Raw genomic sequence first — 22,757 nt, 5'->3', positions numbered from 1 at the left:
AGGGGTGCTCTCATGGCTGAAAAAATTCAATTATCTCAAGCGGATCGTAAAAGGTTTGGTGGCGCTCACAATTCTTGCAAGGTTCATGGAACTACGAACGTATGCAAAACTTGGGTTGGGCTTACTCACTCATTCCTGCTATCAAAAAACTCTACACTAACAAAGAAGACCAAGCCGCAGCTCTTAAACGTCACTTGGAATTCTTCAATACCCACCCTTACGTAGCTGCTCCTATCATGGGTGTTACCTTGGCTCTTGAAGAAGAAAAAGCTAACGGTACTGACATCGAAGATGCTGCTATCCAAGGGGTTAAAATCGGTATGATGGGACCTCTTGCCGGTATCGGTGACCCTGTTTTCTGGTTCACAGTTCGTCCTATCCTTGGTGCCCTTGGTGCATCATTGGCACAAGCTGGTAACATCGCTGGTCCACTTATCTTCTTCATCGGTTGGAACCTTATCCGTATGGCATTCTTGTGGTACACTCAAGAACTTGGTTACAAAGCAGGTTCAGAAATCACTAAAGACATGTCTGGTGGTATCTTGAAAGATATTACTAAAGGGGCATCAATCCTTGGTATGTTCATCTTGGCTGTCCTTGTTGAACGTTGGGTATCTATCGTCTTCACTGTAAACCTTCCAGGTAAAGTTTTGTCTAAAGGTGCCTATATCGAATGGCCTAAAGGCAATGTTAGCGGTGACCAACTTAAGACTATCCTCGGCCAAGTTAATGACAAACTTAGCTTCGATAAGATTCAAGTGGATACCCTTCAAAAACAATTGGATTCATTGATTCCAGGTTTGATGGGACTTCTCCTTACTTTTGCATGTATGTGGTTGCTTAAGAAGAAAGTTTCACCAATCACAATCATCATCGGACTCTTTGTAGTTGGTATTGTTGCAAGCTTCTTCGGAATCATGTAAAAAGAGTAAGAGTTTAGCAAAGCTAAACTCTTTTCTTATGCTATAATAAAAGTACTACAATCAAAAAGCGAGATAGATATGGCACAATCACTAAACAAAACAGTTGAATTGCATACAACAGGCGTTTCCTACATGGCTATCGGGGGGAAAGTCGGCAAATTTCTAATCGGGGATGTGGCTCTTGAATTCTACCCAGATGTCAATGTCGAGCAATACATTCAAATCCCATGGACTAGCATTACTCAAATCGGTGCGAATGTATCAGGAAAGAAAATTAGCCGTCACTTTGAAGTGTTGACAGACAAGAGCAAATTCCTCTTTGCTTCTAAAGATTCTGGGAAGATTCTAAAAATTGCTAGGGAACACCTTGGCAATGAAAAAGTCGTCAAGCTACCAACTCTCATTCAAACTATTGGGGCTCGACTCAAAGGTTTATTTGCCAAAAAATCATAATTTTTGTATAATATAACAGACGGATAAGTACTAGCTAGACCCTTACAGAAAGCCTGCGGTTGCTGCGAGCAGGTAGGGTTGACCTACGAAATTCTACCGTTTCTAATAATTAAAAACATAAACAAGTGCACTCCTGTGAAGTTGGATGGAACCGTGGCCTATGTCACTCCAACACTTTCACTGGAGTGTTTTACTTTTTGGAGGAACTTATGTTAGATGTAAAACGTATTCGTAACGACTTCGATGCCCTTGCCGAAAAATTGGCTACACGTGGTGTCGCTGCTGAAACTTTAAATGAACTTAAAGAGCTTGATGTTAAACGTCGCGAACTTCTTATCAAATCTGAAGAACTCAAAGCTCAACGTAACATTGCTTCAGATGGTATCGCTCAAGCTAAGCGTAACAAAGAAGATGCTTCTGAACAAATCGCAGCAATGCAAAAAGTCTCTGCAGCAATTAAGGAAATTGATGCAGAACTTGCTACTATCGATGAAAAGCTTAATGCCATCGTTGTGACACTTCCAAACACACCAAATGACTCTGTTCCTGTAGGCGCTGACGAAGATGAAAACGTAGAAGTTCGTCGTTGGGGAACACCTCGTGAATTTGATTTTGAAGTTAAAGCACACTGGGATCTTGGGGAAGACCTTGGTATCCTAGATTGGGAACGTGGTGCTAAAGTCACTGGTTCTCGTTTCCTTTTCTACAAAGGCCTTGGAGCAAAATTGGAACGTGCAATCTACAACTTCATGTTGGATGAGCACGCTAAAGAAGGTTACACTGAGATGATCACACCTTACATGGTTAACCACGACTCAATGTTCGGTACTGGTCAATATCCAAAATTCAAGGAAGATACTTTCGAGCTTGACGGTACTGACTACGTCCTTATCCCAACAGCTGAAGTTCCTTTGACAAACTACTACCGCGGTGAAATCCTTGACGGTAAAGAATTGCCAATCTACTTCACAGCTATGAGCCCTTCATTCCGTTCAGAAGCTGGTTCAGCTGGTCGTGATACACGTGGTTTGATTCGTCTTCACCAATTCCACAAGGTTGAAATGGTCAAATTCTCAAAACCTGAGGACTCATATGATGAGTTGGAAAAATGGTAGTTAACGCTGAAAACATCCTTCAAAAACTTAACTTGCCATACCGTGTCATCACTTTGTGTACTGGCGATATGGGATTCTCAGCTGCGAAAACTTACGACTTGGAAGTTTGGATTCCAGCACAAAACACTTACCGCGAAATTTCTTCATGTTCAAACACAGAAGATTTCCAAGCCCGTCGTGCACAAATCCGTTACCGTGACGAAGCTGATGGTAAGGTAAAACTTCTTCACACTCTTAACGGTTCAGGACTTGCTGTTGGACGTACAGTAGCCGCTATCCTTGAAAACTACCAAAACGAAGATGGTTCAGTAACTATCCCTGAAGTTCTTCGTCCTTACATGGGCGGTGCTGAAGTGATTGCACCAAAATAAATAAACGAATAAACGAGGCTGGAACAATCGTTCCAACCTCGTTTTTATTTTACTTTAAACCAATGATGCAGCTGTGAACTGAGCTTTTCGTCCACTTTCCGACTCGGGAGAACCCAAGTCAATCTTGTGGGGCTGATATTAAGAAAGCAATACCTTTGGGGGCTAATTTAAAATTCTCATTCAAAGCAGTAAGCCTTGTGTATGTATTCTCTTCGATTACACTATTACTACAATAAATCATTTGTGTCATGACAACTATCATAATAGGGCATTAATAGTTGAAAGCCTTCCATTAGTTGATCTATCAAGTCAGCCTCAGTCAAGCTACTCGTCACAGGTACATCATATTTAACCAATACCTTACGAACACGACCATCTCTAACTGCTGCTTTAAGCATCTGACGATTCTCTTCAGTTCCTTCTACACGATGACTGACACCATCTTCCTGGGCAAAATAGTATAGAGAGGGGGCAATAGGTAAGTCTAGGACCTTATGTTGCTTAGCTAGAGTGGTGTCTGATTTTTTCCGTTCGACAAAGCTAACTTCAACTGAAATCCCCCATTTTTTAGGCTGACCATAAAGTCGAATCGCCATGGCAACATCGTCTAAACTGTCCTCAGGGGCCCTATAATAGCACCAAAAGTGTGGGCGACATATTTGTGCCTGATTGGCCCAATTACTGACACGATCCATCTTAAAGGGTGCCAAACGCTCCTCTAAAACTTTTGATAAGACCTGCATTTCCTTACGAGCTGCTTGGCCAAGTGCCTTGAGCACTTCCATTTCTTCTTGATGTTGACCCGCTTTTTCAGGTTTGATATACTTAACCCCTTGTTTAGATAAATAAGCTTTAATATTTTCTAACATCATTTTCTCCTTAAAATACTAAAAGACCAACCCATAACGATTCTATTCTGGTTGGTCTCTTTTTATTTACGTTTACGAGCAATCAAGTGGATTGGTGTTCCTTCAAAACCAAAGGCCTGACGAATTTGATTTTCCAAGAAACGCATATAAGAGAAGTGCATCAGTTCTTCTTCATTGACAAAGATAACAAATGTTGGTGGTTTAACCGAAACTTGTGTGCCGTAGAAAATCTTAAGGCGTTTTCCTTTGTCAGTTGGTGTTGGGTTGATGGCAATGGCATCCATGATAACATCATTCAAGACAGCCGATGAAATACGACGGTTTTGACTTTCACTGATGCGTTTAACCATCTCTGGCAACTTGTTAAGACGTTGTTTGGTCTCAGCCGATACAAAGATAATTGGTGCATAGCTCAAGAATTGGAACTGGTCACGGATATCTGCTTCCCAGTTAGCAACGGTATGATTGTCTTTCTTAATAGTATCCCATTTGTTAACTACGATGATAATCCCTTTACCAGCTTCATGGGCGAAACCAGCAATGCGCTTGTCATACTCACGGATACCTTCTTCTGCATTGATAACCATAAGAACAATATCAGAACGGTCAATGGCACGCATAGAACGCATGACAGAGTATTTCTCTGTATTTTCATAAACCTTACCAGATTTACGCATACCAGCGGTGTCAATCATGGTATACTCTTGACCTTCACTGTCCACAAAGTTTGTATCAATGGCATCGCGAGTCGTACCAGCAATTGGGCTGGCAATCACACGGTCCTCGCCCAAAATGGCGTTAATCAAACTTGATTTTCCGACATTTGGACGCCCAATCAAACTGAAACGAATGATGTCTGGATTTTCTTCTTCAATCTCTGTTGGGAGATTTTCAACGATAGCGTCGAGAACGTCCCCCGTTCCGATACCATGAACAGATGAAACAGGATAGGGATCGCCAAGCCCCAAAGAATAGAAATCATAGATATCTGCACGCATTTCAGGGTTATCCACTTTATTGACGGCTAGGATAACTGGCTTATGAGTCTTATAGAGAATACGAGCAACGTATTCATCCGCATCTGTTACGCCTTCCTTGCCTGAAACAACAAAGACAATAACGTCTGCTTCGGTCATGGCAATATCAGCTTGGTGCTTGATTTGCTCCATGAATGGGGCATCAACATCATCAATACCACCCGTATCAATCAAGCTAAACTGACGGTTAAGCCATTCAGCAGAAGTATAAATACGGTCACGTGTTACCCCCTCGACGTCTTCGACGATAGAGATACGTTCACCCGCAATTCGGTTAAATAGGGTCGACTTCCCAACATTGGGGCGACCCACGATAGCAACTGTAGGTAATGTCATATGTTTAAGTCCCTAGTTAAAACAGGGATTCCTTTCTTCGTTTAGCAACCTTACCTTCCACAAGGAAAGCAAAATCAATCATTTTTTATCATTTATTGGGGCCAACTTAACGACGGTTAACGCCTCTCAAGTGAACCTCTTTGGCTAGAAAACGGATTCGCTCCATGACACGTTTAGCCTGCCATGTTTCGTCTCCCTGACGTCCATTGGATAGCTTAGCTTCTAAGTCCGCAAAGCTATAGTTAGACGTGAAGAAGGTCGGTAGCTCCTCAATCATGCGGTACTGGAGGATGACCTGCAAAACATCGTCTCTAATCCAAGAAGAGAACTGCTCTGCACCAATATCATCTAAAACCAAGACTTCTGCTTCTTTTACAGCATCAATTTGTTCCTTAACAGAACCATCTTTAATACCATTCTTAACATCAATGGTAAAGGATGGGTAGTGGATAATGGTCGTAGCAACCTTCTTGGTCTCTGAAAGTTCATGAGCCATGGCAGCCAACATAAAGGACTTTCCAACTCCCATGTCACCATAGAGGTAGAGACCCTTTTGATCTGGACTTGGATAATCAGCCACAAACTCTACAAGACTCTCATAGGTATCAACACGAGCCACATCGTCTAAAGCGATATCCGCAAAAGTAATCTTACGATAAGATTGAGGGAGACTTACCAAGTTAATCCGATTGGCAATAGCCTGTTGCTCCTGCTGCTCTTTGAGCTGACGTGTCTCCTTATAAGTCACATCGGCGTAGCCCTCATTCATGGTTAGAATTGGCTCATACCCCTTGGCAATGTAGGAGACATCACCTTCTTTGACCTTACGGCATTCCACCAAGAATTGATTAAACTTAGGGAGACTACGTTTGATTTCATCCTGACTTAAGCCATGCTCTTGAATAAAACGTGCCACTCTTGGATCTGCCAAGATTTGCTTGGTTAAATCTATTGCATCAACAGACCCATAATGACCCGTTCGGTTGAGGGTTTGTCCAACTCTTTCCATGGGCTACTCCTTTCCTTTTTCTAGTTTAGCCAAAGCACGACGTCTAATTTCGTCCAATTTGGCTTGATCAGCCTGGCTGGTCTGGTTGTCATAATTAGGATCACTCCAGCTCGGCACATTTGTTTTTTCTTAGCATCAGCCTTAGTTTGCTTTGATTTCTTATCGTAACCACTACGCAAAGCTAAAAGCCCTTGTTCAGCACTGATGATTTTCTTAAAGGCAAAATCATTAGCAAGTTTAGAAATATACTCTCTATTCACATTGGTTGAATGTGTCCTACCCAAACTATAGGCAACCATGAGATTGATGACCTCATCCATAAAGCCTCTTTGTGCCAAGTCTGTGAGAATCTTCTTCTCAGAATTAGTCACAGCACCACCAGGACCCTTGGCACCTTGTAGATAATCTATAGGTTTTTCAGACCTAACCGCCTTAAGAACCTTTTCTTCAGTCTCCGTCAAAGCAGAGTCACCACCCAATTTTTGAGCTTGTGCCTGCTCTAATTGCACCTGCATACGCTTGACAATAATCTGATGGTTTACAGCTGTTTTTTTAGCCAAGAGATAGGTATCATACCAATTCATATGATGAATCTCAGACAATTTATAGATTTCGGTCACATCTGTCTTTTCATCTGTAAAGACAAGACCATCGGCCTGCATCCGATTTCTGAAGCTAGTTAAATCAAACGAATTCTTAGGCTTGATGTCTGACACGGTCTTCTGAGCCAAACGCTCATCTGTAAAGACATCTGAAAAACGTTTGGATAAATCTTGCAAACCGTGTAGACTTGCTGGTTTTAAAGCATTTACTGATGGTTCGCTAATTTTTGTTCCAAAAGCGAGCTGTAAACCGCATGCTTGAGGAATTGCTCAATGGATAAAGGAGACTTAAGCTCAACAACATAAATTCCTTGGGGTGATTGGTAGAAGGCTAAAAGATCCACCGCTGTCAGGACGGCCAGAGCCTCCTTGAGGGGCTGCATGCCAAAATTGAGGTGATTCAAAATAGCCGCAAACTTATGACGGTGATTTCCATTGTCATAGAAAGCCACAAAATACTGGTAAAGAGCGTAACCCTCACTCCCAATAATGGGGTAGTAGCAACGCATTAAACTTGCCTGATCGGGAACGATAACCTGATTGCCAACATAGACAAATTCTTCAATAGGTCTCATTTTTTAGACTCTTTTTTCGCACGTACTGTCTTGGTGATTTCTTGAAGTAACTCTTCAATTTCATCAACATCTTTGAAAGAACGGTAAACACTGGCAAAACGGACATAGGTAATTTCATCAAGGTCAGCGAGTTCTTTCATGACTAAATTCCCAATAACCTCGCTATCAACCTCTCCATCATGGTTGCGGCGAATGTTTTGCTCAATCCGAGTGATAGCATTTTCAATATCCTCACTAGAAACTGGGCGTTTTTGTGCACTCATCAGGATACCATTGAAAATCTTATCACGAGAGAATTGTTCACGCGTACCGTCTTTTTTGACAACTAAAAGTGGAACTTCCTCCACACGCTCAAATGTTGTAAAACGAGTGTGACACGTATCACACTCCCGACGACGACGAATGGTATTTCCATCCTCTGCCTGACGGCTATCGATAACACTAGATTTATTATGTTGACATTTTGGACAACGCATGCATTTCACCACCAATCTTCGAAATTCGGTACTCTATTTTACCATAAAAGCACGTAAAAAGCACGCCCTAAGCTAGGACATGCTTATGAAGAGAGTCGCTATAGCACTCATTTTTTCTTACTTAAAGTTCAAGTTGTGGTGACGTAGTTTCTGCCCCTGCAAAAGGAATATAGAGGTCGAAACGTGTACCGACACCCAATTCAGAACTAACTTCAATACGGCATCGGTAAGCTTCCACAATTTGGTAAAGGATTGATAAACCAATACCCACACCAGATTGAGTTGTAGTACGATTACGTGCCTTGTCTGAACGGTAGAAGCGCTCAAAGATATGTTCGATGTCCTCTTTAGAAATTCCTTCACCATTATCTTGTACCTGTACCAACATTTCATTTTCCAGAGCTTTAATTGTTACCTGGATTTCCTTGTCAACAGGTGAATACTTGACGGCATTATCAATCAAAATTGTGATAGCCTGTTCAAAGTGTTGGCTGTAAATCTGTGCTGGACGCTCAGAACTTTCAAAATCATTGAGATAGAATTGGTAATCTTCATGCAAAACACGGAAGTTCCCAATAACCGTACGAATTGAAGAATTCAAATCACAAGTGTCATTTCTGTGATTCTCAAAGGATCCCTTAACTCGGATAGAATCCAACATATCATTGATCATAATGGTCATACGGTTGGCCTCATGGCTTGCAGCCTCCAGACTTTCTTCCAAAATCTCAGGGTCATTTTTACCCCAACGTTGCAAGAGGTCCATATGTCCCTTGATAACGGCAATCGGAGTACGCAACTCGTGACTCACGTCACTCAAGAAGCGCATCTGCATCTGATTATTCTCTTGGATTTTATCCATCATACGGTTAAAGTTAACCGCCAGATCACCAATTTCATCATGACTTTCAATCTTAGAACGGAGCTCCAAATCACTTGGTGAATCGGTAATAACCCCCATAGTCTCGTGCAACTGTCTCATCGGACGAAGAATAGATGTCAAGACAACGACAGTCGCTGCGATGACCAAGACCGTCATCCCTACTTCAAGGAAAATCAATAAGAAAATCAGACGCTCTTTGAGGGCATAATAGAATTCCAAATCATGGAAGATTTGGGCATAACCAACTATTGTCTTTTTATCTTTACCATAAATCGGAACCTCTAGCAAGAAGCCACGTTTTCCCTTATAAGACACTGACTTTAGTTTGTTAACCTCAGACATGCCTGGTGGAGAATCTGTATTCTCCTCAGAGGTAAAGATAAACGTTCCTTTTTTGTCATAAACAAAGACTGACTGATTTGAATAGAGTTTATTAGAAATCGCAACTTGGCCATCTAGAGAATGCTTTTCAGAAAGCACGCCATTAATAATTGATGCATAGATATTTTTAGGCGAATAAAGGGCAGCTAAGAGCGGTTCTGGACTTAATTCTTCATCAGAATCCCAGTCTTTTTCAATGTATGTAACAACCTTTGAGATGGTAGCATTTACATTTTGACGTTCACGTTGTAAAAGAAGCGTATTTGCTGAAAAAACAACAACGAGGGTGAACATCGATAATACAAGAAAGAAGACCACAGCAGTTGTCATGGTCAACTTTTTTCTAATGGTTACTTTACCGAATAATTTATCTTGTAATTTACTCATTTTTCACGAATAACATAACCCATGCCTCGTACCGTTTGAATATATGATTCTTTGCCTGGAACATCAATTTTTCCACGCAAGTAACGAATATAAACGTCTACAACGTTTGTTTCGATAGCATCATCATATTTCCAAACTTGAAGTAAAAGTTCTTCACGGGTCATCACTTGGTTCATATTGCTCAAAAGTGTGTTCAACAAATCAAACTCACGTTTTGTCAATGGGATAGCTTCATCACCACGTACAACTGTACGGTTTTGAACATCTAATTTCAAGTCACGGTAAGTTGACGCTTTAGCTGGTGCATTCTTAGCAGCTTCAATATCTTGACGACGGAAGGTCGCACGAATACGTGCCAAAAGTTCTTCAATCGCAAATGGTTTTACAATATAGTCATCAGCACCACGATCCAATCCGGCAACGATGTCCATGATTGAGTCGCGAGCTGTCATCATCATAATATAAGTATCTTTTTCCTGTTGGAGACGACGAGTTACTTCAAAACCGTCCATCTCAGGTAACATAAGATCCAAGAGAATAAGATCGAAATCTTTCTCAAGTGCCATTTCTAGTCCTTCACGTCCGTTGTCTGCTGTCACAACGTCGTATCCTTCGTGTTGAAGTTCTAACGAGACAAAACGAGCAAGGTTTTTCTCATCTTCAACAATCAAAATGCGTTTGCTCATAATAAGTATTTACCACTTTCTTAAATTTTTTTGACTTCTATTTTCCTTTAAAAGTCTGTCGATTTATTTAGCAAATAAATCTGAAAATTAACTTCTAATGATATAATAATATACAGTTTTAAAATTGTCAAACATTTTTAGTTTATTTTTTGAATTAATTTTCATCAAATAGACCATTCAATTGGGCAAAAGGATTACTTGCCTCTTTTTTCTCTTGTTGGAGGGCTGCATATTCCTCTTCCGACAGGACTTCCCAGTCATTTCCTGAAAGAGAAATTTGACCTTTCTCTTCTTCTGGTGTTAAGACTTTCATAGGAATATTAAGAAGAATATTGTCCAATATACTCTCATCTAGATTAATGGCATCACCATCCAAGATAAGAACCAAGTTTTCTTCGACTAATTCCTTTTGTAGAAGGGCATCTGCCTCTTGAATAAAGGTCTCCGAGACTGGATAGTTAAAACTAAGCGTTACAGGCTCAAGAGAACGGCTAGATGGTAATGTAATATTATAAGCTAATTGATAATCCAAAAGGTACAAACCATTATCATAGACTACCTGTCCACTTGCTTGAATCTGTTCAAGATTTAAAACCTGATTATAGCGTTCTTTAATAGACTCCAAAAGTAAAGGTGCTTCGTTAAAAGCAAGCCCTTCTGGAGACTTTCTAACTTCTGAAAGATAAATCATTGTCAATCCTCAAACTAAATTTCCCCACGGGGAGTGATTTTTAATCCACAAGACCATAATCCCCCACAACCGCCTTTCATTAAAGCAACTATATTGTAACTTTCTTTTAAGCGAGTAATTATGATTTTAGACTTAATTAGTATTATATCAGATTTTTAAGAAAAATAACACCTTAAATATTACATATTTCTTAAACTTAGAACTTCTTTAAAAGATAATGAAAAATACGTTCGCTCCTAATGTTCGCTCATTTTTGGTGTTAGATGAAAGGCCTTAATTATGGTAAAATAAGAGCATTGAAACTATTTAAAAGGAATATAAAAATGACACCTGAAGATTTTTACAAAGCTCTACAAGAAGAGGGATTCAATCTGAGTCAGCAGCAAAAAGACCAATTTCAACGCTATTTTGAGCTATTGGTAGAATGGAACGAAAAAATCAATCTTACGGCAATCACTGATAAAAACGATGTTTACCTTAAGCATTTCTATGATTCGTTGGCTCCCGTTCTGCAAGGACATATCAAAAATCAAGATATTCGACTCTTAGATATTGGGGCTGGAGCTGGTTTTCCAAGTCTCCCTATGAAGATTCTTTGTCCTAAGCTTGAAGTGACCATCATTGATTCTCTCAATAAACGCATCAATTTTCTCAATCTCTTGGCAGATGAGCTGCAACTTAGCGGTGTTCACTTCTATCATGGACGTGCCGAGGATTTTGGTCAAGATAAGTCCTTCCGTGCTCAATTTGATGTGGTGACTGCCCGTGCTGTTGCACGTCTGCAGATTCTCTCAGAATTGACCATTCCTTTCTTGAAGGTTGGTGGACAACTCATTGCACTTAAGGCTGCAGCTGCCGATGAAGAATTGGCTGAAGCTAAGAATGCTTTGAACCTCCTTTTTGCCAAACCTATTCTCAACGATAACTACCATTTACCAAATGGTGATGGGCGTCATATTACCATTGTCGAGAAGAAAAAAGAAACTCCAAACAAGTACCCTCGTCGTGCTGGAATGCCTAATAAGAAGCCACTATAACGTTCATCCAAGGATGTTTTTGATTCCTTGGATTATTGTTTCCCCTTATGGTAAATTTGGAGGTTTTCATTGATTAATCGTTTTTCTGTCACTCAAAGACTTGTGCTTAGTTTTGTCTTTGTCATTCTGGTGGGAAGTATCTTACTTAGTCTTCCCATTAGTCACTATGCTAATAGTCCAGAAACAAACTATCTAGACCATCTTTTCAACACGGTATCAATGGTCTGTGTGACTGGACTTTCTGTGGTTCCTGTTAGTAAAGCTTACAATGGTTTTGGTCAAATTGTCTCCATGCTTCTCATGCAGACCGGGGGTCTTGGGCTAGTCTCTTTGATTGCTATCAGTACCTATAGCCTTAAAAATAAATTGGGCTTGAGCGATCAAGATCTCCTTCAATCTGCACTCAGCAGGGACAATCAAAAAGATTTAAAATCCTATCTTTTCAAGGTATATAAAATAACTTTTTCCATTGAAGCTTTAGCGGCACTAGTGATTATGACTGATTTTATCCCTCGCTTTGGACTTGGTCACGGCATTTTTCAGTCTATTTCTAGCGGTCTCAGCTTTTTGTAACGCTGGTTTTGATAACTTAGGAGCTAACAGTCTACAAGACTATGCGACCAATCCAACAATAAACCTTGCTGTCGCAGGTCTCATCATGTCTGGAAGTTTGGGTTTTGCAGTCTGGATTGATTTGATTCAACTATTGCGACGTTATATTAAAGATCGTCCAAGGAATTGGAAATTAGCTTGTAGACCCCTTAGTAATCAAAGCCGTCTTGTGCTTATTAGTACAACTTGTATCCTCTTGGTGGGAACCTTGTTAGCTTGGCTACTGGAAATGGATAACTCTAAGACAATCGGTACTCTCAACGTTTGGCAGCAACTTATGGTCAGTTTCTTTCAAACTGTAACCATGCGTACTGCTGGCTTCGCAACGATTTCCTATACCAAGGCCGATTTCTCCACAAATCTTCTTTTTATGATTCAGATGATTATCGGTGGTGGACCTGGAGGAACTGCGGGTGGTATCAAGGTGACAACTGCCTCCATCATGTTCCTACTTTTTAAGTCAGAGCTATCTGGTAACTCGAGCGTTGTTTTTCGAAATCGTATTATATCTAATAAGACTGTTTTGCAAGCATTCACAGTTATACTCTTTTTCCTAACAATGCTCTTTGTCGGCTATGTTATTCTGCTTGAAACCAATCCAAATCTCTCACCACTGGCCTTGCTATTTGAGAGTGTGTCAGCTATTGCCACAGTCGGTGTGTCTATGGATTTGACTCCTAGTCTTAATACCATAGGGCGCTTCGTTATCATGGCTCTCATGTTCATTGGTCGTGTCGGTCCCATCACTGTTCTCTTGAGTTTGATGACCAAAAAAGAAAAACAGGTTTCCTACTCACCAACTGACATCTCTGTTGGCTAAAGCAACCAATTCATTAACAAAATTCTGAAAGGATTCTACATGAAAACACAAATTATTGGCGTCCTCGGTTTGGGGATTTTTGGACAAACCATCGCAACCGAACTTTCCACTTTTGGCCAAGATGTCATTGCCTTAGATAACAATCCTAAAACCATTGATTCTCTAGCAGATCGGGTAACTAAGGCTGCTGTGGGGGATATTACTGACATTGATTTTCTTCGCTCAACTAGTATTGAGAGCTGTGATACCGTTATTATTGCTACAGGGGAGCATCTGGAGTCTTCAGCATTGGCTCTTTTGCACTGTAAGAAGCTAGGGATTAAACGTATCATTGCTAAAGCTAAAAGCATCAATTACGAAGAGGTTCTCTATGGTATGGGAGCCAACCTCGTCATTACACCCGAACGCAGTACGGCAAAAGAACTGGCTTCCAACATACTCCGCTATAACATTTCAAATGTCTTTCATCTAGAGGATGACGTGGCTTTAATCGAGCTTAGGATTCCTCATGAATGGGCAGGAAAATCTTTGCACACCTTGAATCTCCGAAAAACTTACAACGTCAATGTCATTGGTTTTAGAAACGATGAAAATGGAAAACTAAACACTCATTTTGACCCTACGAAACAGCTGCCTAATGAAGGAACTATCCTAGTCGTTGCTGACAATCGAACACTAGAAAAATTTGACTATTTGGGGTATTTGAAATAACAGAAAAACGTTCTAATCTTGTTCACAATGAACAGGACTAGAACGTTTTTTATTGTTGCAAAAATCCATACAATCTTTAACCCTAATATCATAACCAAGGATTGTAAAATCGACCCTGATTCAGGAAAATCAATCCTAGACTAATCCCTAACAGCAGAAACGCTAATAAGATTACAAGATAATCTTGCTTAGTCAAAGATTTATGAACATACCAGGTACGTTTTTTATAGCGACCAAAGCGGCGTAATTCCATAGCTGTCGATATGGTATCAATACGCTCTAACGAAGAAAAATTAATGGAAGAACAATTTGTAGATTCCCACGAATGCGCTTAACCAGACCTGCCTTCTTCGACAAATCTAAGCCACGCGCTTCCTGGGCCTTGCGAATCGTAAAGAATTCTTCTTGAACATCTGGAATATAACGCAATGTCAAACTAACGGAGTAGGCAAATTTATAAGGCAATCCAATCTGATTAAGACTAGCTGCAAACTGACTCGGATGGGTAGTCATCAGAAAGAGAATGGCAAGAGGAACCGTTGAAAAATACTTAAGCAAGAGATTAGCAAGATAGAAAATCTCCTGACTGGTTAAATAAAAGCGGCCCCATCCTTCAACCAATACGGTCTTAGTACCATAAATCTCCTCACCATAGCTAGGATCGAAAAGATAAACCATGACTAAGTTAAAGAGGGCAACGGCTCCAATGATTTCAACAACAAATGAAACATCTTTCCATCGAATATTAGCTCGCTTGAAAAGATAAATAGATAGAAAACCTATTACTAATATAAATCTAGGATCGTAAGTTGCCATACAAGCAACTGATACTAAAATGAAGAAAATCATTTTACTTGCACCAGATAATCCATAAAGGAAACCTTGACCTGATTGATAACCAATTAAACGATTAGACATAAGGGCCTCCTTTGTTAATTTTATCAATATAATACTCTGTCACGTCTACTGGATCACAGGACAATTTCTGACCCAAGGTATAGAGTGATGTCTGTTTCAGATTAGCTGCCTTCAACAGGTCGTGCTGATTGAGGATGGCGACAGGATTATCATCTGCAATAATCGCACCATCAACGACAACCAAACAACGATCACTGTATTCCAACATAAGTTGCATGTCGTGGGTAATCATTACAATCGTATGGCCTTGCTGCTGAAGACTGTCAAGGAAAGTCATGATATCCGTATACGTTTGGTAATCTTGACCAGCCGTTGGCTCATCTAAGATAATGATTTCAGGTTTCAAAACCAAGATAGAAGCTATAGTCACACGCTTTTTCTGACCAAATGATAGGGCAGAAATGGGCCATTTACGAAAACTATAGAGGCCACAGGTCTTCAAAACCTCATAAACACGCTCTTCAACTTCTGACTCGTCAACACCTCTCAAACGTAAACCTAAAGCTACTTCATCAAAAATCATAGCTTGACTAATCATCTGGTTAGGATTTTGTAAAACAAACCCGATACGTTCTGAACGCTCAGCGATGCTATCCTGGCTAATATCCTGACCTTTATAAATTAGCCTGCCGTGACTAGGGACAAAGCCACATAAAGCCTTGGCAAGCGTTGACTTACCAGCTCCGTTTTTACCAACAATTGCTAGACGCTCACCCTTTTTCAGACTAAAGGACATGTTCTCAATTATAGGTAGGTTATCTCCGTAGCCAACTTTAAGTTTCCCAACCTCTAAAATAGGAGTTGTTTGACTTTCAGATGGAACCTTTCTCGTTCTGTCTGGCAAGCTTAAACCAGACAGGTCCAAAGTTTCTAGTTGGCTGAGCTGCTCTGCACTTTTGGTGTTAAATCCCAACTGACGTAAAACCGTCACATAGAGGGGTTCACGAATACCATTATCCAACAAGAGAGTAGTTGATAAAAGCTCATCTGGGCTACCGTTAAAGAGGAGTTTCCCATCATTGACCAATAAAACACGGTCAACAGGACGATAAAGAACATCCTCCAGACGGTGCTCAATAATAATCGTCGTGGCCCCTACTTCCTTGTGAATTTTATCAATAAGGGCAATCGTTTCTTGGCCCGATTTAGGATCCAAATTTGCCAACGGCTCATCAAATAAGAGGATCGGACTCTCATCAATCAAGACCCCAGCTAGACTGACCCGTTGTTTTTGTCCACCTGATAAATCTTGAGGACGATGACCCAAGAGAGAACTCAAATTCAAACGTTCGGCCCAGAGAGCCACCTTATCTTTCATCTCACCTTGATTGACACAATCATTTTCCAAGGAAAAGGCCAAATCTTCAGCTACCGTCAATCCAATAAACTGACCATCTGGATCCTGTAACACCGTAGATACCAATTGAGACCTATCATAGATTGATTGATTGAAAATGTCTTGGCCGCCTATAGTCACCTGCCCCTGCGCTTGACCTTTGTTAATGTTAGGAATGATACCATTAAGACACTGGGCCAGGGTTGATTTTCCACTACCAGACGGGCCTAAGATAAGTACTTTCTCACCCTTAGCAATATCAAAACTGATATTCTTGATTGTAGCTTCCGCTTGCGCATCATATTGAAATGTAAACTGATTAAAACTAATGTATTTATCCATGTTTCTACTAAAAAAGAGAGGGCTTATCAAAAAAATCTTGACAAGCCACACTCTGCTATAAATTATTTCTAGTCTTTAGTAAGACTACCTGATTGTGTACGTGAGTGGGCGTAAATTGCAAGTAGAGCCGTTCCTCCAACTGCAATTGTAATAAAGTTTGCCAATCCAGCAACAAAACCTTGAGCATAGAGGTAAGACCATTCTTGCGCAAATTGGATTTTATCACCGATTGGTGTCACAACACCATACGCAATAATAAGAGATAAGAGTTGGATGAGGTTAAACCAAATCATATTTCCAAATGTCAGAACCCCTTTTGTTGCATCGTATTTTTTACGAAATAGACCAATGACAAGACCTATAACACCACTAGCAAGAACCCAAGCCCATGAAATACTTCCGTATTGGATACCATCCTTAAGCGCATGACCAATGAGGCCCATGAAGAAACCTGTGATGGGGCCAAATATTACTGAAAACAGAGCCTGAACTGCATATTGCAGTTGGATGCTAGTATTCCCAAAAATAGGAATGTTAACAAACATACCGATGATGATAAAGAGTGCTGCACCAATACCTGTCGCAACTACTGTACGAATTGAATTATTTTTCATAATTTTACTTTAATCTCCTAAACGTTTAATTTCAATGTGCCAGTTAGATCCTACACCGACATTATAGGCCTTGGCAAAAGACCCTTGGTTAATGGCTAGTCCCACACGATAGAGGGAGTTGATATAAATAATTGGTTGACCAATACGAACATCCGCAAAAGATTTTCCATAGGTAACTTGGTTTTGGTAGACCAACATATCATTGTTAAAGATGGTCACTTCGAAACGATCACCAAAGTTTGGTTCCAAAGCGTAAAAGTCATCACGTGTGATTGAGGTCCAAAGCGATCCGAAACGGACGTCTAGAATGTCAATCGCACCACGAACCAAATGATCTTCTATGATGGTTTCAACCACTGGAAGTTCTAGAATTTTCTCCACAGGTAACTCGGGTCCAACATCTTCAAAACTGATATGACCAGAGGCTAATCTGGCACCTGTATAAGCATAAACATCACGTCCGTGGAAGGTATAAGATAGCTCGGTATTACTACGGCGGTTCTCAACCTCTGAAATTTCTCGAACAGCCACGATACCAACATTCTTTTTAATATAAGAAAGTGTGCCATTGTCGGGAGTAACGATATATTGCCCAGTCTTAGTCAGAGCAACCACACTTTTTCGTGACGATCCGACACCAGGGTCAACTACGGATACAAAAGTTGTCCCTTTTGGCCAGTATTCAACGGTTTGAAAGAGACGGTAGGAAGCTTCAAATGTGTTATAGGGAGTGATGTCATGGGTTAAGTTGTGCACTCCTAGGCTTGGCTCTTCTTGTAAAGCCACACCAATCATGGCCGAAACAGCACCATCAACCAAACCAAAATCCGATTGAAGTACTAATAGATTATTAGTCATAAATATCTCACCCTTTTCTATTAGAGACGTTTATTTTACCACATTTTATGGGTATTTTAAAGATGACAAATCCTTGAGCTAGCTATAGTCTTTGCCTATGTTGACTACATAACCTCAGAAAGGTCAGCCCCAGAGGCTGACCTTTCTTATTATCTAAGCCTTATTCCAACGGCTTTTTTCTGCTACTGCTGTAAAGAGAACATCTGTTGACGAGTTGAGGGCCGTTTCACATGAGTCTTGGATGACACCGACAATAAAGCCGACACCGACAACCTGCATGGCCAAATCATTTGAGATACCAAAGAGGCTACATGCTACAGGTACCAAGAGAAGGGAACCTCCTGCAATACCTGAGGCACCGCAGGCAGAAATAGCTGAAACTACACTAAGAATAAGGGCTGTCGCAAAGTCAACCTCAATTCCCAAAGTAGTCACTGCAGCCAGTGTCAAAACATTAATTGTCACGGCTGCCCCTGCCATGTTAATTGTTGAGCCCAGAGGGATAGAAACTGAATAAGTATCAGGATTCAAACCAAGGTTTTCACACAATTGAAGGTTGACGGGGATATTGGCAGCTGATGAGCGGGTAAAGAAGGCAGTAATCCCAGAATCTTTCAGACAACGGAAAACCAATGGGAAAGGATTCTTGCCCATCATCACAAAGGCAATGGCTGGATTGACCACCAAGGCAACAAAGGCCATAGTACCAACCAGAACAAGGATAAGAACTCCATAATCTGCCAAGACACCAATACCATTTTCAGAAATCGTATTAAAGACAAGACCAAGAATACCAAATGGTGCTAGGTTAATGATCCAACGCACGATTTGAGAGGTCACCTCAGCTAAGGTATTAAGCAATTCTTTAGTGTGTTGACTGGCTGTTCGCATAGCAAAACCAAAGACAACAGCCCAGACCAAAACCCCAATATAGTTGGCTTGAGCCAAGGCATTAATAGGATTATCCACCATCTTAAGCAATAAATCCTTAAACACCTCACCAACCCCCTGAGGTGCACTTGCTTTGGTAGCTGCGGCTGCTCCCAATTTCAATGAAATTGGAAAAATATAGTGGGAAATCACAGCTGTCAAAGCTGCAGCAAAGGTCCCAAATAGGTAGAGAACAATTACCGTCTTCATGTTGCTTTGTTGGCCCTCACGTGTTTGGGAAAGGGCATTGGCCACCAAGGCAAAAACCAAGAGGGGTGCAATAGCCTTCAAACCACCAACAAACATATCTCCCAAGAGACCAATAACTGTTATCTTAGGAATAAGCAAACCAAGCAAAGCACCGATTACCACACCAATGGCAATACGCTTTATCAAGCTGGTTCTATTCCACGTTGAAATAAAACGTTGCATAACTCATTAACTCCTTTTATGTGGTTAACGAAACCACAAAACATTCATTGACTTCCATATTATGATATATTTCTCAAATCGTCAAGACATGAAAAAAGCCTGTTGAAAGCAGGCTTTCCACTCTTATTTATGACTCAATTTACGAGTTAAGAAGTCACCGACAAATTGGATAAGGAAAATCAAAATCAGGATCAACAAGGTTGCCAAGATAGTGACGGAAGTATTTGAACGGTTGTATCCATAGTAGATGGCAATGTAACCAAGACCACCTGCACCGATGGCACCGGCCATAGCAGTTTCACCCACGAGTGAAATCAGGGTCACGGTTGATACACGAACCAACTCAGGTAGACCTTCACCAAGGTAAACCTTAATCGTATCCCAAAGAGTCGCACCACTAGCTTGCGCTGCTTCAATTACCCCACGGTCTAAGTCTGCAAGTACCACCTGTACTTGACGGGCAAAGAATGGGAAGGTTGCAGCTGACAATGGAACCAAGGCCGCTGTCATCCCAAGGTTAGTCCCTACGATGAAGTAAGTAAAGCCTTTCAAAATCGCTAGGAGGATGATGAAAGGAATGGCACGAAAGATAGAGGTCACCTTATCTAGGATTTGGAAAACAAATTTATTTTCAATAACCCCACGAGGTCCTGTCAATACCAAGAAGAGTCCCATGACCAGACCAAGAAGTCCCCCAATGATGAAGGAAATCACGGTCATATAGAGAGTTGCGTAAATGGCATCTGGCCAAGAGTTAACCCCTTGCATACCGATACGATAAATATCTGGAAAGTTTTGTTGAATCCAATCTGCCATTATTGGGCTCCTTTCTTAAGTACCTGCAAGTTAACACCTGCATTTTCAATCGCTTTTTGCGCTGCAATAACCTTGTCAGAATCGCCATCCAAAACAACGACCAATTCACCAACAGGTGTATCACCGAGAATTTCAACATTCCCATAAAGGATATTACTTGAAACACCGTAATCTTTGAAGATTTCAGTCAAGAGTGGCTCATCTGTGGAAGAACCAGCGTATTTAAGTTGAACAAGAAGAGCTGAACTTGGCAAGTTTTTAACCAAAGGTTGCGCATTAATCTTAGTCAAAGCATCTTCAATTCCCGCTGCAGTTTCAATAAATTCTTGTGTCAAATCTTCTTGTGGATTTGAGAAAATATCAAGGACACTGCCTTCTTCCAAAAGTTGACCATTTTGCATGACAGCCACACGGTTACAAATATCTTTAACAATTTGCATTTCGTGGGTAATCATAACCACTGTCAAACCAAGTTTCTTATTCAAATCTTGCCGAAGTGACAGAATTTGCTTAGTCGTTTTAGGGTCAAGGGCTGATGTAGACTCATCTGAAATCAAGATTTCAGGATCGTTGGCCAAGGCACGTGCAATCGCTACACGTTGTTTTTGTCCACCTGACAACTGTGCAGGATAGTTTTCTGCACGGTCAGCCAAGTCAACCAACTCCAAGAGGCCACGAACTTTTTTGTCCTTTTCTTCACTGCTTAACTTAGAGTGGCGGAGGGCAAAGGCAACATTTTCATAAGCCGTTTTCTGAGCCATTAAGTTAAAGTGTTGGAAAATCATCCCAATTGTTTGACGTTTTTGACGCAACTCTTTTGTCGTTAATTGGACCTTACCATCTGCAAAAGTCACATCCTTACCGATAGTGATTTGACCAGCTGTAGGCACTTGCAAAAGATTAATAGCACGCACCAGGGTAGACTTCCCAGCCCCTGAATAACCAACAATTCCGTAAATATCACCTTTTTCAATCTGGATAGATACATCTTTAACCGCTTGGATAGTGCGGCGTTTCTGTGTAAAGGTGATATCAATATTTTTCAAATCAATAATGACATTACTCATAACTTGCAATTAACTCCTTAATTAGTTCAATGTGGGTATAGTAGTCTGCTAGGCTAACATTTTCATCCCCACCGTGGTCACGGCTATTAGCATTTCCTATCCCAAAAGCTGCCATAGGAACACCCAAAGCCTCGTAAATCATATGCATAGGTCCAGTACCGGCAGCCGTTGGAAGTACAGCGACACCTTCCTCATAAAAGCCTTTTGCCAACTCAATAACATTGACAATAGCCGGATCAGACATATCGCTACGATAACTTTCTTCACCAAGAGTTAAGGTTACCTTAATACGGTCGAATCCTTCTTTTTAAGATGGGCCTTGATACGCTCCAAAACATACTCAGGTGTCAAACCAGGAACCAAACGCATCTCCATTTTAGCTTTGGCTTGCGCTGGTAAGATAGTCTTAACCCCCTGCCCCTGGTAACCTGTCGAAATCCCTTCGATAGAAAGGGCTGGTTCAAAGTAATAAGTCTTTAAGAAATCACGACGGTCACTTTCCAAAATTGGAAGTTTTAGCCCGTAAATTTTTCGAAGGCTGTCTGCATTTTCAATAGCATAGGTCTCAATGAGATCCATCTCGCGTTCGTTAGGTTGAATCACTTTATCGTAGATACCATCAATGAGAATCCGTCCCTGATCATCACGCATACTAGAGATAGCATTGAGTAAATACCATGACGCAGATTCAATCACAGCACCAAATTTAGAATGAATATCAACATCGGCACTCTCGACAGACAAATCAAAGGTAATAATCCCCTTGTTGCCACCTGTGATTTCTAGTTGTCCTTTACTATTGCGGTTACCTTGTTCCCAAACCAGAAGATCTGCCGGAAGAAGGTCATCACGGTATTTTTCCAAATACTTTTCAAGATCAGTTGAGGCAGATTCCTCAGCGCCTTCCATCATAAACGTGATATTAACAGGAAGGTCACCGACCTCTCGAATATATTTACGAAGGGCTGTCAGACGAGCTGTGATATGCCCTTTATCATCATCAACACCACGACCATACATGTAACCCTTTCGAACAGTCAAACGAAAAGGTTCATCCGTCCAAGGCTGATCGTTATCCGCAGGAACAGTATCATAATGCTGATAAAAGATAATGGTCTTAGCATCTGGATTTGGACTCTTAAATTTTGCCAAGACAAAAGGTGCCGTATAGGTCTCGTCAATCGTCACCTCTGCACCTATCCTTGAAAAGATTTCACCAAGGTAGGCAGCCACATCATAGAGACCAATATTTTGAGCAAAAATAGATTTTTAGAAATCAAAGTCCGCAAAACTTCAAAATAGTGTTGAGCAGTTTCGTCATTACGGAACTTTTGTAACTGCTCTTCTTCACTAGAAAATGCCATCAAATTCGTCTCCTTCATACAAGACAAAACGGCGTGTTCTCACACGCCCTTCCGCCCTTAGCTTATTCTTTGAATTAGCTTTCAATTGATCTTGTGTTGGTGCACC

General features: G+C 40.8%; 16 protein-coding genes and 6 pseudogenes. 6 read left to right on the top strand and 16 right to left on the bottom strand.

The features are described from left to right. Nucleotides 1–12: 12 nt before the first annotated feature. From HSISS2_RS01615 to serS, 3 genes and pseudogenes are all read left to right on the top strand, one after another. Nucleotides 13–923: pseudogene (locus HSISS2_RS01615) on the top strand (PTS system mannose/fructose/sorbose family transporter subunit IID). A 78-nt stretch (nucleotides 924–1,001) separates the two neighbouring features. Continuing rightward, nucleotides 1,002–1,376, top strand: coding sequence for a DUF956 family protein (locus HSISS2_RS01610; RefSeq protein ID WP_021145043.1), 375 nt, complete (start codon nucleotides 1,002–1,004; stop codon nucleotides 1,374–1,376). 209 nt (nucleotides 1,377–1,585) lie between these two features. Then, nucleotides 1,586–2,862, top strand: a pseudogene (gene serS / locus HSISS2_RS01605) (serine--tRNA ligase). Between the two features lie 227 nt (nucleotides 2,863–3,089). Here serS and HSISS2_RS01600 read toward each other — a convergent pair. From HSISS2_RS01600 to HSISS2_RS01565, 8 genes and pseudogenes are all read right to left on the bottom strand, one after another. After that, the gene (locus tag HSISS2_RS01600; protein ID WP_021145040.1) at nucleotides 3,090–3,731 is read right to left on the bottom strand and encodes a hypothetical protein; all 642 of its coding nucleotides are present in this window, start codon (nucleotides 3,729–3,731) and stop codon (nucleotides 3,090–3,092) included. Between the two features lie 62 nt (nucleotides 3,732–3,793). Then, nucleotides 3,794–5,104, bottom strand: a complete 1,311-nt coding sequence (gene der / locus HSISS2_RS01595; RefSeq protein ID WP_021145039.1) for a ribosome biogenesis GTPase Der — start codon at nucleotides 5,102–5,104, stop codon at nucleotides 3,794–3,796. A 106-nt stretch (nucleotides 5,105–5,210) separates the two neighbouring features. Next, nucleotides 5,211–6,113, bottom strand: a complete 903-nt coding sequence (gene dnaI, locus HSISS2_RS01590) for a primosomal protein DnaI (protein WP_021145038.1) — start codon at nucleotides 6,111–6,113, stop codon at nucleotides 5,211–5,213. 3 nt (nucleotides 6,114–6,116) lie between these two features. Next, nucleotides 6,117–7,290 (bottom strand): annotated as a pseudogene (locus HSISS2_RS01585) (DnaD domain protein). Continuing rightward, complete coding sequence (nrdR, locus tag HSISS2_RS01580) at nucleotides 7,287–7,766, bottom strand: transcriptional regulator NrdR (protein ID WP_002889188.1); 480 nt, start codon at nucleotides 7,764–7,766, stop codon at nucleotides 7,287–7,289. Before nrdR ends, HSISS2_RS01585 begins: the two are co-directional and overlap by 4 nt. A gap of 121 nt (nucleotides 7,767–7,887) precedes the next feature. After that, a complete protein-coding gene (locus tag HSISS2_RS01575; protein ID WP_002889189.1) occupies nucleotides 7,888–9,417 on the bottom strand; it encodes a HAMP domain-containing histidine kinase in 1,530 nt (509 codons plus the stop codon). Next, nucleotides 9,414–10,103 carry a response regulator transcription factor gene (locus tag HSISS2_RS01570; RefSeq protein ID WP_002883757.1) on the bottom strand — a complete coding sequence of 230 codons (690 nt, stop codon included), beginning with the start codon at nucleotides 10,101–10,103 and terminating at the stop codon, nucleotides 9,414–9,416. Before HSISS2_RS01570 ends, HSISS2_RS01575 begins: the two co-directional genes overlap by 4 nt. A gap of 154 nt (nucleotides 10,104–10,257) precedes the next feature. After that, on the bottom strand, nucleotides 10,258–10,794 hold the full coding sequence (locus HSISS2_RS01565) for a DUF177 domain-containing protein (protein ID WP_008535894.1): 537 nt from the start codon (nucleotides 10,792–10,794) through the stop codon (nucleotides 10,258–10,260). A gap of 323 nt (nucleotides 10,795–11,117) precedes the next feature. On the opposite strand from HSISS2_RS01565, the gene rsmG reads away from it, so the two are divergent. From rsmG to HSISS2_RS01550, 3 genes and pseudogenes are all read left to right on the top strand, one after another. Next, nucleotides 11,118–11,831, top strand: a complete 714-nt coding sequence (gene rsmG / locus HSISS2_RS01560) for a 16S rRNA (guanine(527)-N(7))-methyltransferase RsmG (RefSeq protein ID WP_008535891.1) — start codon at nucleotides 11,118–11,120, stop codon at nucleotides 11,829–11,831. 69 nt (nucleotides 11,832–11,900) lie between these two features. Further along, nucleotides 11,901–13,263 (top strand): annotated as a pseudogene (locus HSISS2_RS01555) (potassium transporter TrkG). Between the two features lie 39 nt (nucleotides 13,264–13,302). Beyond that, nucleotides 13,303–13,974 carry a TrkA family potassium uptake protein gene (locus HSISS2_RS01550; RefSeq protein ID WP_021145032.1) on the top strand — a complete coding sequence of 224 codons (672 nt, stop codon included), beginning with the start codon at nucleotides 13,303–13,305 and terminating at the stop codon, nucleotides 13,972–13,974. A gap of 88 nt (nucleotides 13,975–14,062) precedes the next feature. Here HSISS2_RS01550 and HSISS2_RS01545 read toward each other — a convergent pair. The 8 genes and pseudogenes from HSISS2_RS01545 to HSISS2_RS01510 all read right to left on the bottom strand — a co-directional run bounded on the left by HSISS2_RS01545 (nucleotide 14,063) and on the right by HSISS2_RS01510 (nucleotide 22,651). Further along, nucleotides 14,063–14,892, bottom strand: a pseudogene (locus tag HSISS2_RS01545) (energy-coupling factor transporter transmembrane component T). Further along, nucleotides 14,885–16,570 (bottom strand): ABC transporter ATP-binding protein, encoded by a 1,686-nt coding sequence (locus HSISS2_RS01540; RefSeq protein ID WP_021145029.1) that lies wholly within the window; start codon nucleotides 16,568–16,570, stop codon nucleotides 14,885–14,887. The pseudogene HSISS2_RS01545 and the gene HSISS2_RS01540 overlap by 8 nt, the downstream one beginning before the upstream one ends. Nucleotides 16,571–16,638: 68 nt before the next feature. Continuing rightward, the gene (locus HSISS2_RS01535) at nucleotides 16,639–17,184 is read right to left on the bottom strand and encodes an ECF-type riboflavin transporter substrate-binding protein (protein WP_002889196.1); all 546 of its coding nucleotides are present in this window, start codon (nucleotides 17,182–17,184) and stop codon (nucleotides 16,639–16,641) included. A gap of 9 nt (nucleotides 17,185–17,193) precedes the next feature. Continuing rightward, entirely contained in the window at nucleotides 17,194–18,042 is an 849-nt protein-coding gene (locus HSISS2_RS01530) for an S-adenosyl-l-methionine hydroxide adenosyltransferase family protein (RefSeq protein ID WP_008535880.1), read from the bottom strand. A 153-nt stretch (nucleotides 18,043–18,195) separates the two neighbouring features. Beyond that, nucleotides 18,196–19,404, bottom strand: a complete 1,209-nt coding sequence (sstT, locus tag HSISS2_RS01525) for a serine/threonine transporter SstT (protein ID WP_021145028.1) — start codon at nucleotides 19,402–19,404, stop codon at nucleotides 18,196–18,198. A gap of 123 nt (nucleotides 19,405–19,527) precedes the next feature. Continuing rightward, nucleotides 19,528–20,220, bottom strand: coding sequence for a methionine ABC transporter permease (locus HSISS2_RS01520; protein ID WP_002889200.1), 693 nt, complete (start codon nucleotides 20,218–20,220; stop codon nucleotides 19,528–19,530). Beyond that, nucleotides 20,220–21,287, bottom strand: coding sequence for a methionine ABC transporter ATP-binding protein (locus HSISS2_RS01515; protein WP_021145027.1), 1,068 nt, complete (start codon nucleotides 21,285–21,287; stop codon nucleotides 20,220–20,222). Before HSISS2_RS01515 ends, HSISS2_RS01520 begins: the two co-directional genes overlap by 1 nt. Continuing rightward, nucleotides 21,280–22,651, bottom strand: a pseudogene (locus HSISS2_RS01510) (M20/M25/M40 family metallo-hydrolase). The gene HSISS2_RS01515 and the pseudogene HSISS2_RS01510 overlap by 8 nt, the downstream one beginning before the upstream one ends. Nucleotides 22,652–22,757: the final 106 nt, after the last annotated feature.

Source organism: Streptococcus sp. HSISS2, assembly GCF_000448665.1.
Classification (GTDB): Bacteria; Bacillota; Bacilli; order Lactobacillales; family Streptococcaceae; genus Streptococcus; species Streptococcus raffinosi.
Note: the sequence above shows the minus strand (reverse complement) of the source record. Positions and strands in the feature narration are given on the sequence as shown.

Bases quoted from the DNA above. Each gene is read 5' to 3' on its own strand.
- dnaI (WP_021145038.1), bottom strand. From the start codon at position 6,113: ATGGAAAGAGTTGGACAAACCCTCAACCGAACGGGTCATTATGGGTCT.
- sstT (WP_021145028.1), bottom strand. From the start codon at position 19,404: ATGCAACGTTTTATTTCAACGTGGAATAGAACCAGCTTGATAAAGCGT.
- HSISS2_RS01575 (WP_002889189.1), bottom strand. From the start codon at position 9,417: ATGAGTAAATTACAAGATAAATTATTCGGTAAAGTAACCATTAGAAAA.
- HSISS2_RS01565 (WP_008535894.1), bottom strand. From the start codon at position 10,794: ATGATTTATCTTTCAGAAGTTAGAAAGTCTCCAGAAGGGCTTGCTTTT.
- HSISS2_RS01535 (WP_002889196.1), bottom strand. From the start codon at position 17,184: ATGAAAAATAATTCAATTCGTACAGTAGTTGCGACAGGTATTGGTGCA.
- HSISS2_RS01600 (WP_021145040.1), bottom strand. From the start codon at position 3,731: ATGTTAGAAAATATTAAAGCTTATTTATCTAAACAAGGGGTTAAGTAT.
- rsmG (WP_008535891.1), top strand. From the start codon at position 11,118: ATGACACCTGAAGATTTTTACAAAGCTCTACAAGAAGAGGGATTCAAT.
- nrdR (WP_002889188.1), bottom strand. From the start codon at position 7,766: ATGCGTTGTCCAAAATGTCAACATAATAAATCTAGTGTTATCGATAGC.
- HSISS2_RS01530 (WP_008535880.1), bottom strand. From the start codon at position 18,042: ATGACTAATAATCTATTAGTACTTCAATCGGATTTTGGTTTGGTTGAT.
- HSISS2_RS01540 (WP_021145029.1), bottom strand. From the start codon at position 16,570: ATGGATAAATACATTAGTTTTAATCAGTTTACATTTCAATATGATGCG.
- HSISS2_RS01520 (WP_002889200.1), bottom strand. From the start codon at position 20,220: ATGGCAGATTGGATTCAACAAAACTTTCCAGATATTTATCGTATCGGT.
- der (WP_021145039.1), bottom strand. From the start codon at position 5,104: ATGACATTACCTACAGTTGCTATCGTGGGTCGCCCCAATGTTGGGAAG.
- HSISS2_RS01610 (WP_021145043.1), top strand. From the start codon at position 1,002: ATGGCACAATCACTAAACAAAACAGTTGAATTGCATACAACAGGCGTT.
- HSISS2_RS01515 (WP_021145027.1), bottom strand. From the start codon at position 21,287: ATGAGTAATGTCATTATTGATTTGAAAAATATTGATATCACCTTTACA.
- HSISS2_RS01550 (WP_021145032.1), top strand. From the start codon at position 13,303: ATGAAAACACAAATTATTGGCGTCCTCGGTTTGGGGATTTTTGGACAA.
- HSISS2_RS01570 (WP_002883757.1), bottom strand. From the start codon at position 10,103: ATGAGCAAACGCATTTTGATTGTTGAAGATGAGAAAAACCTTGCTCGT.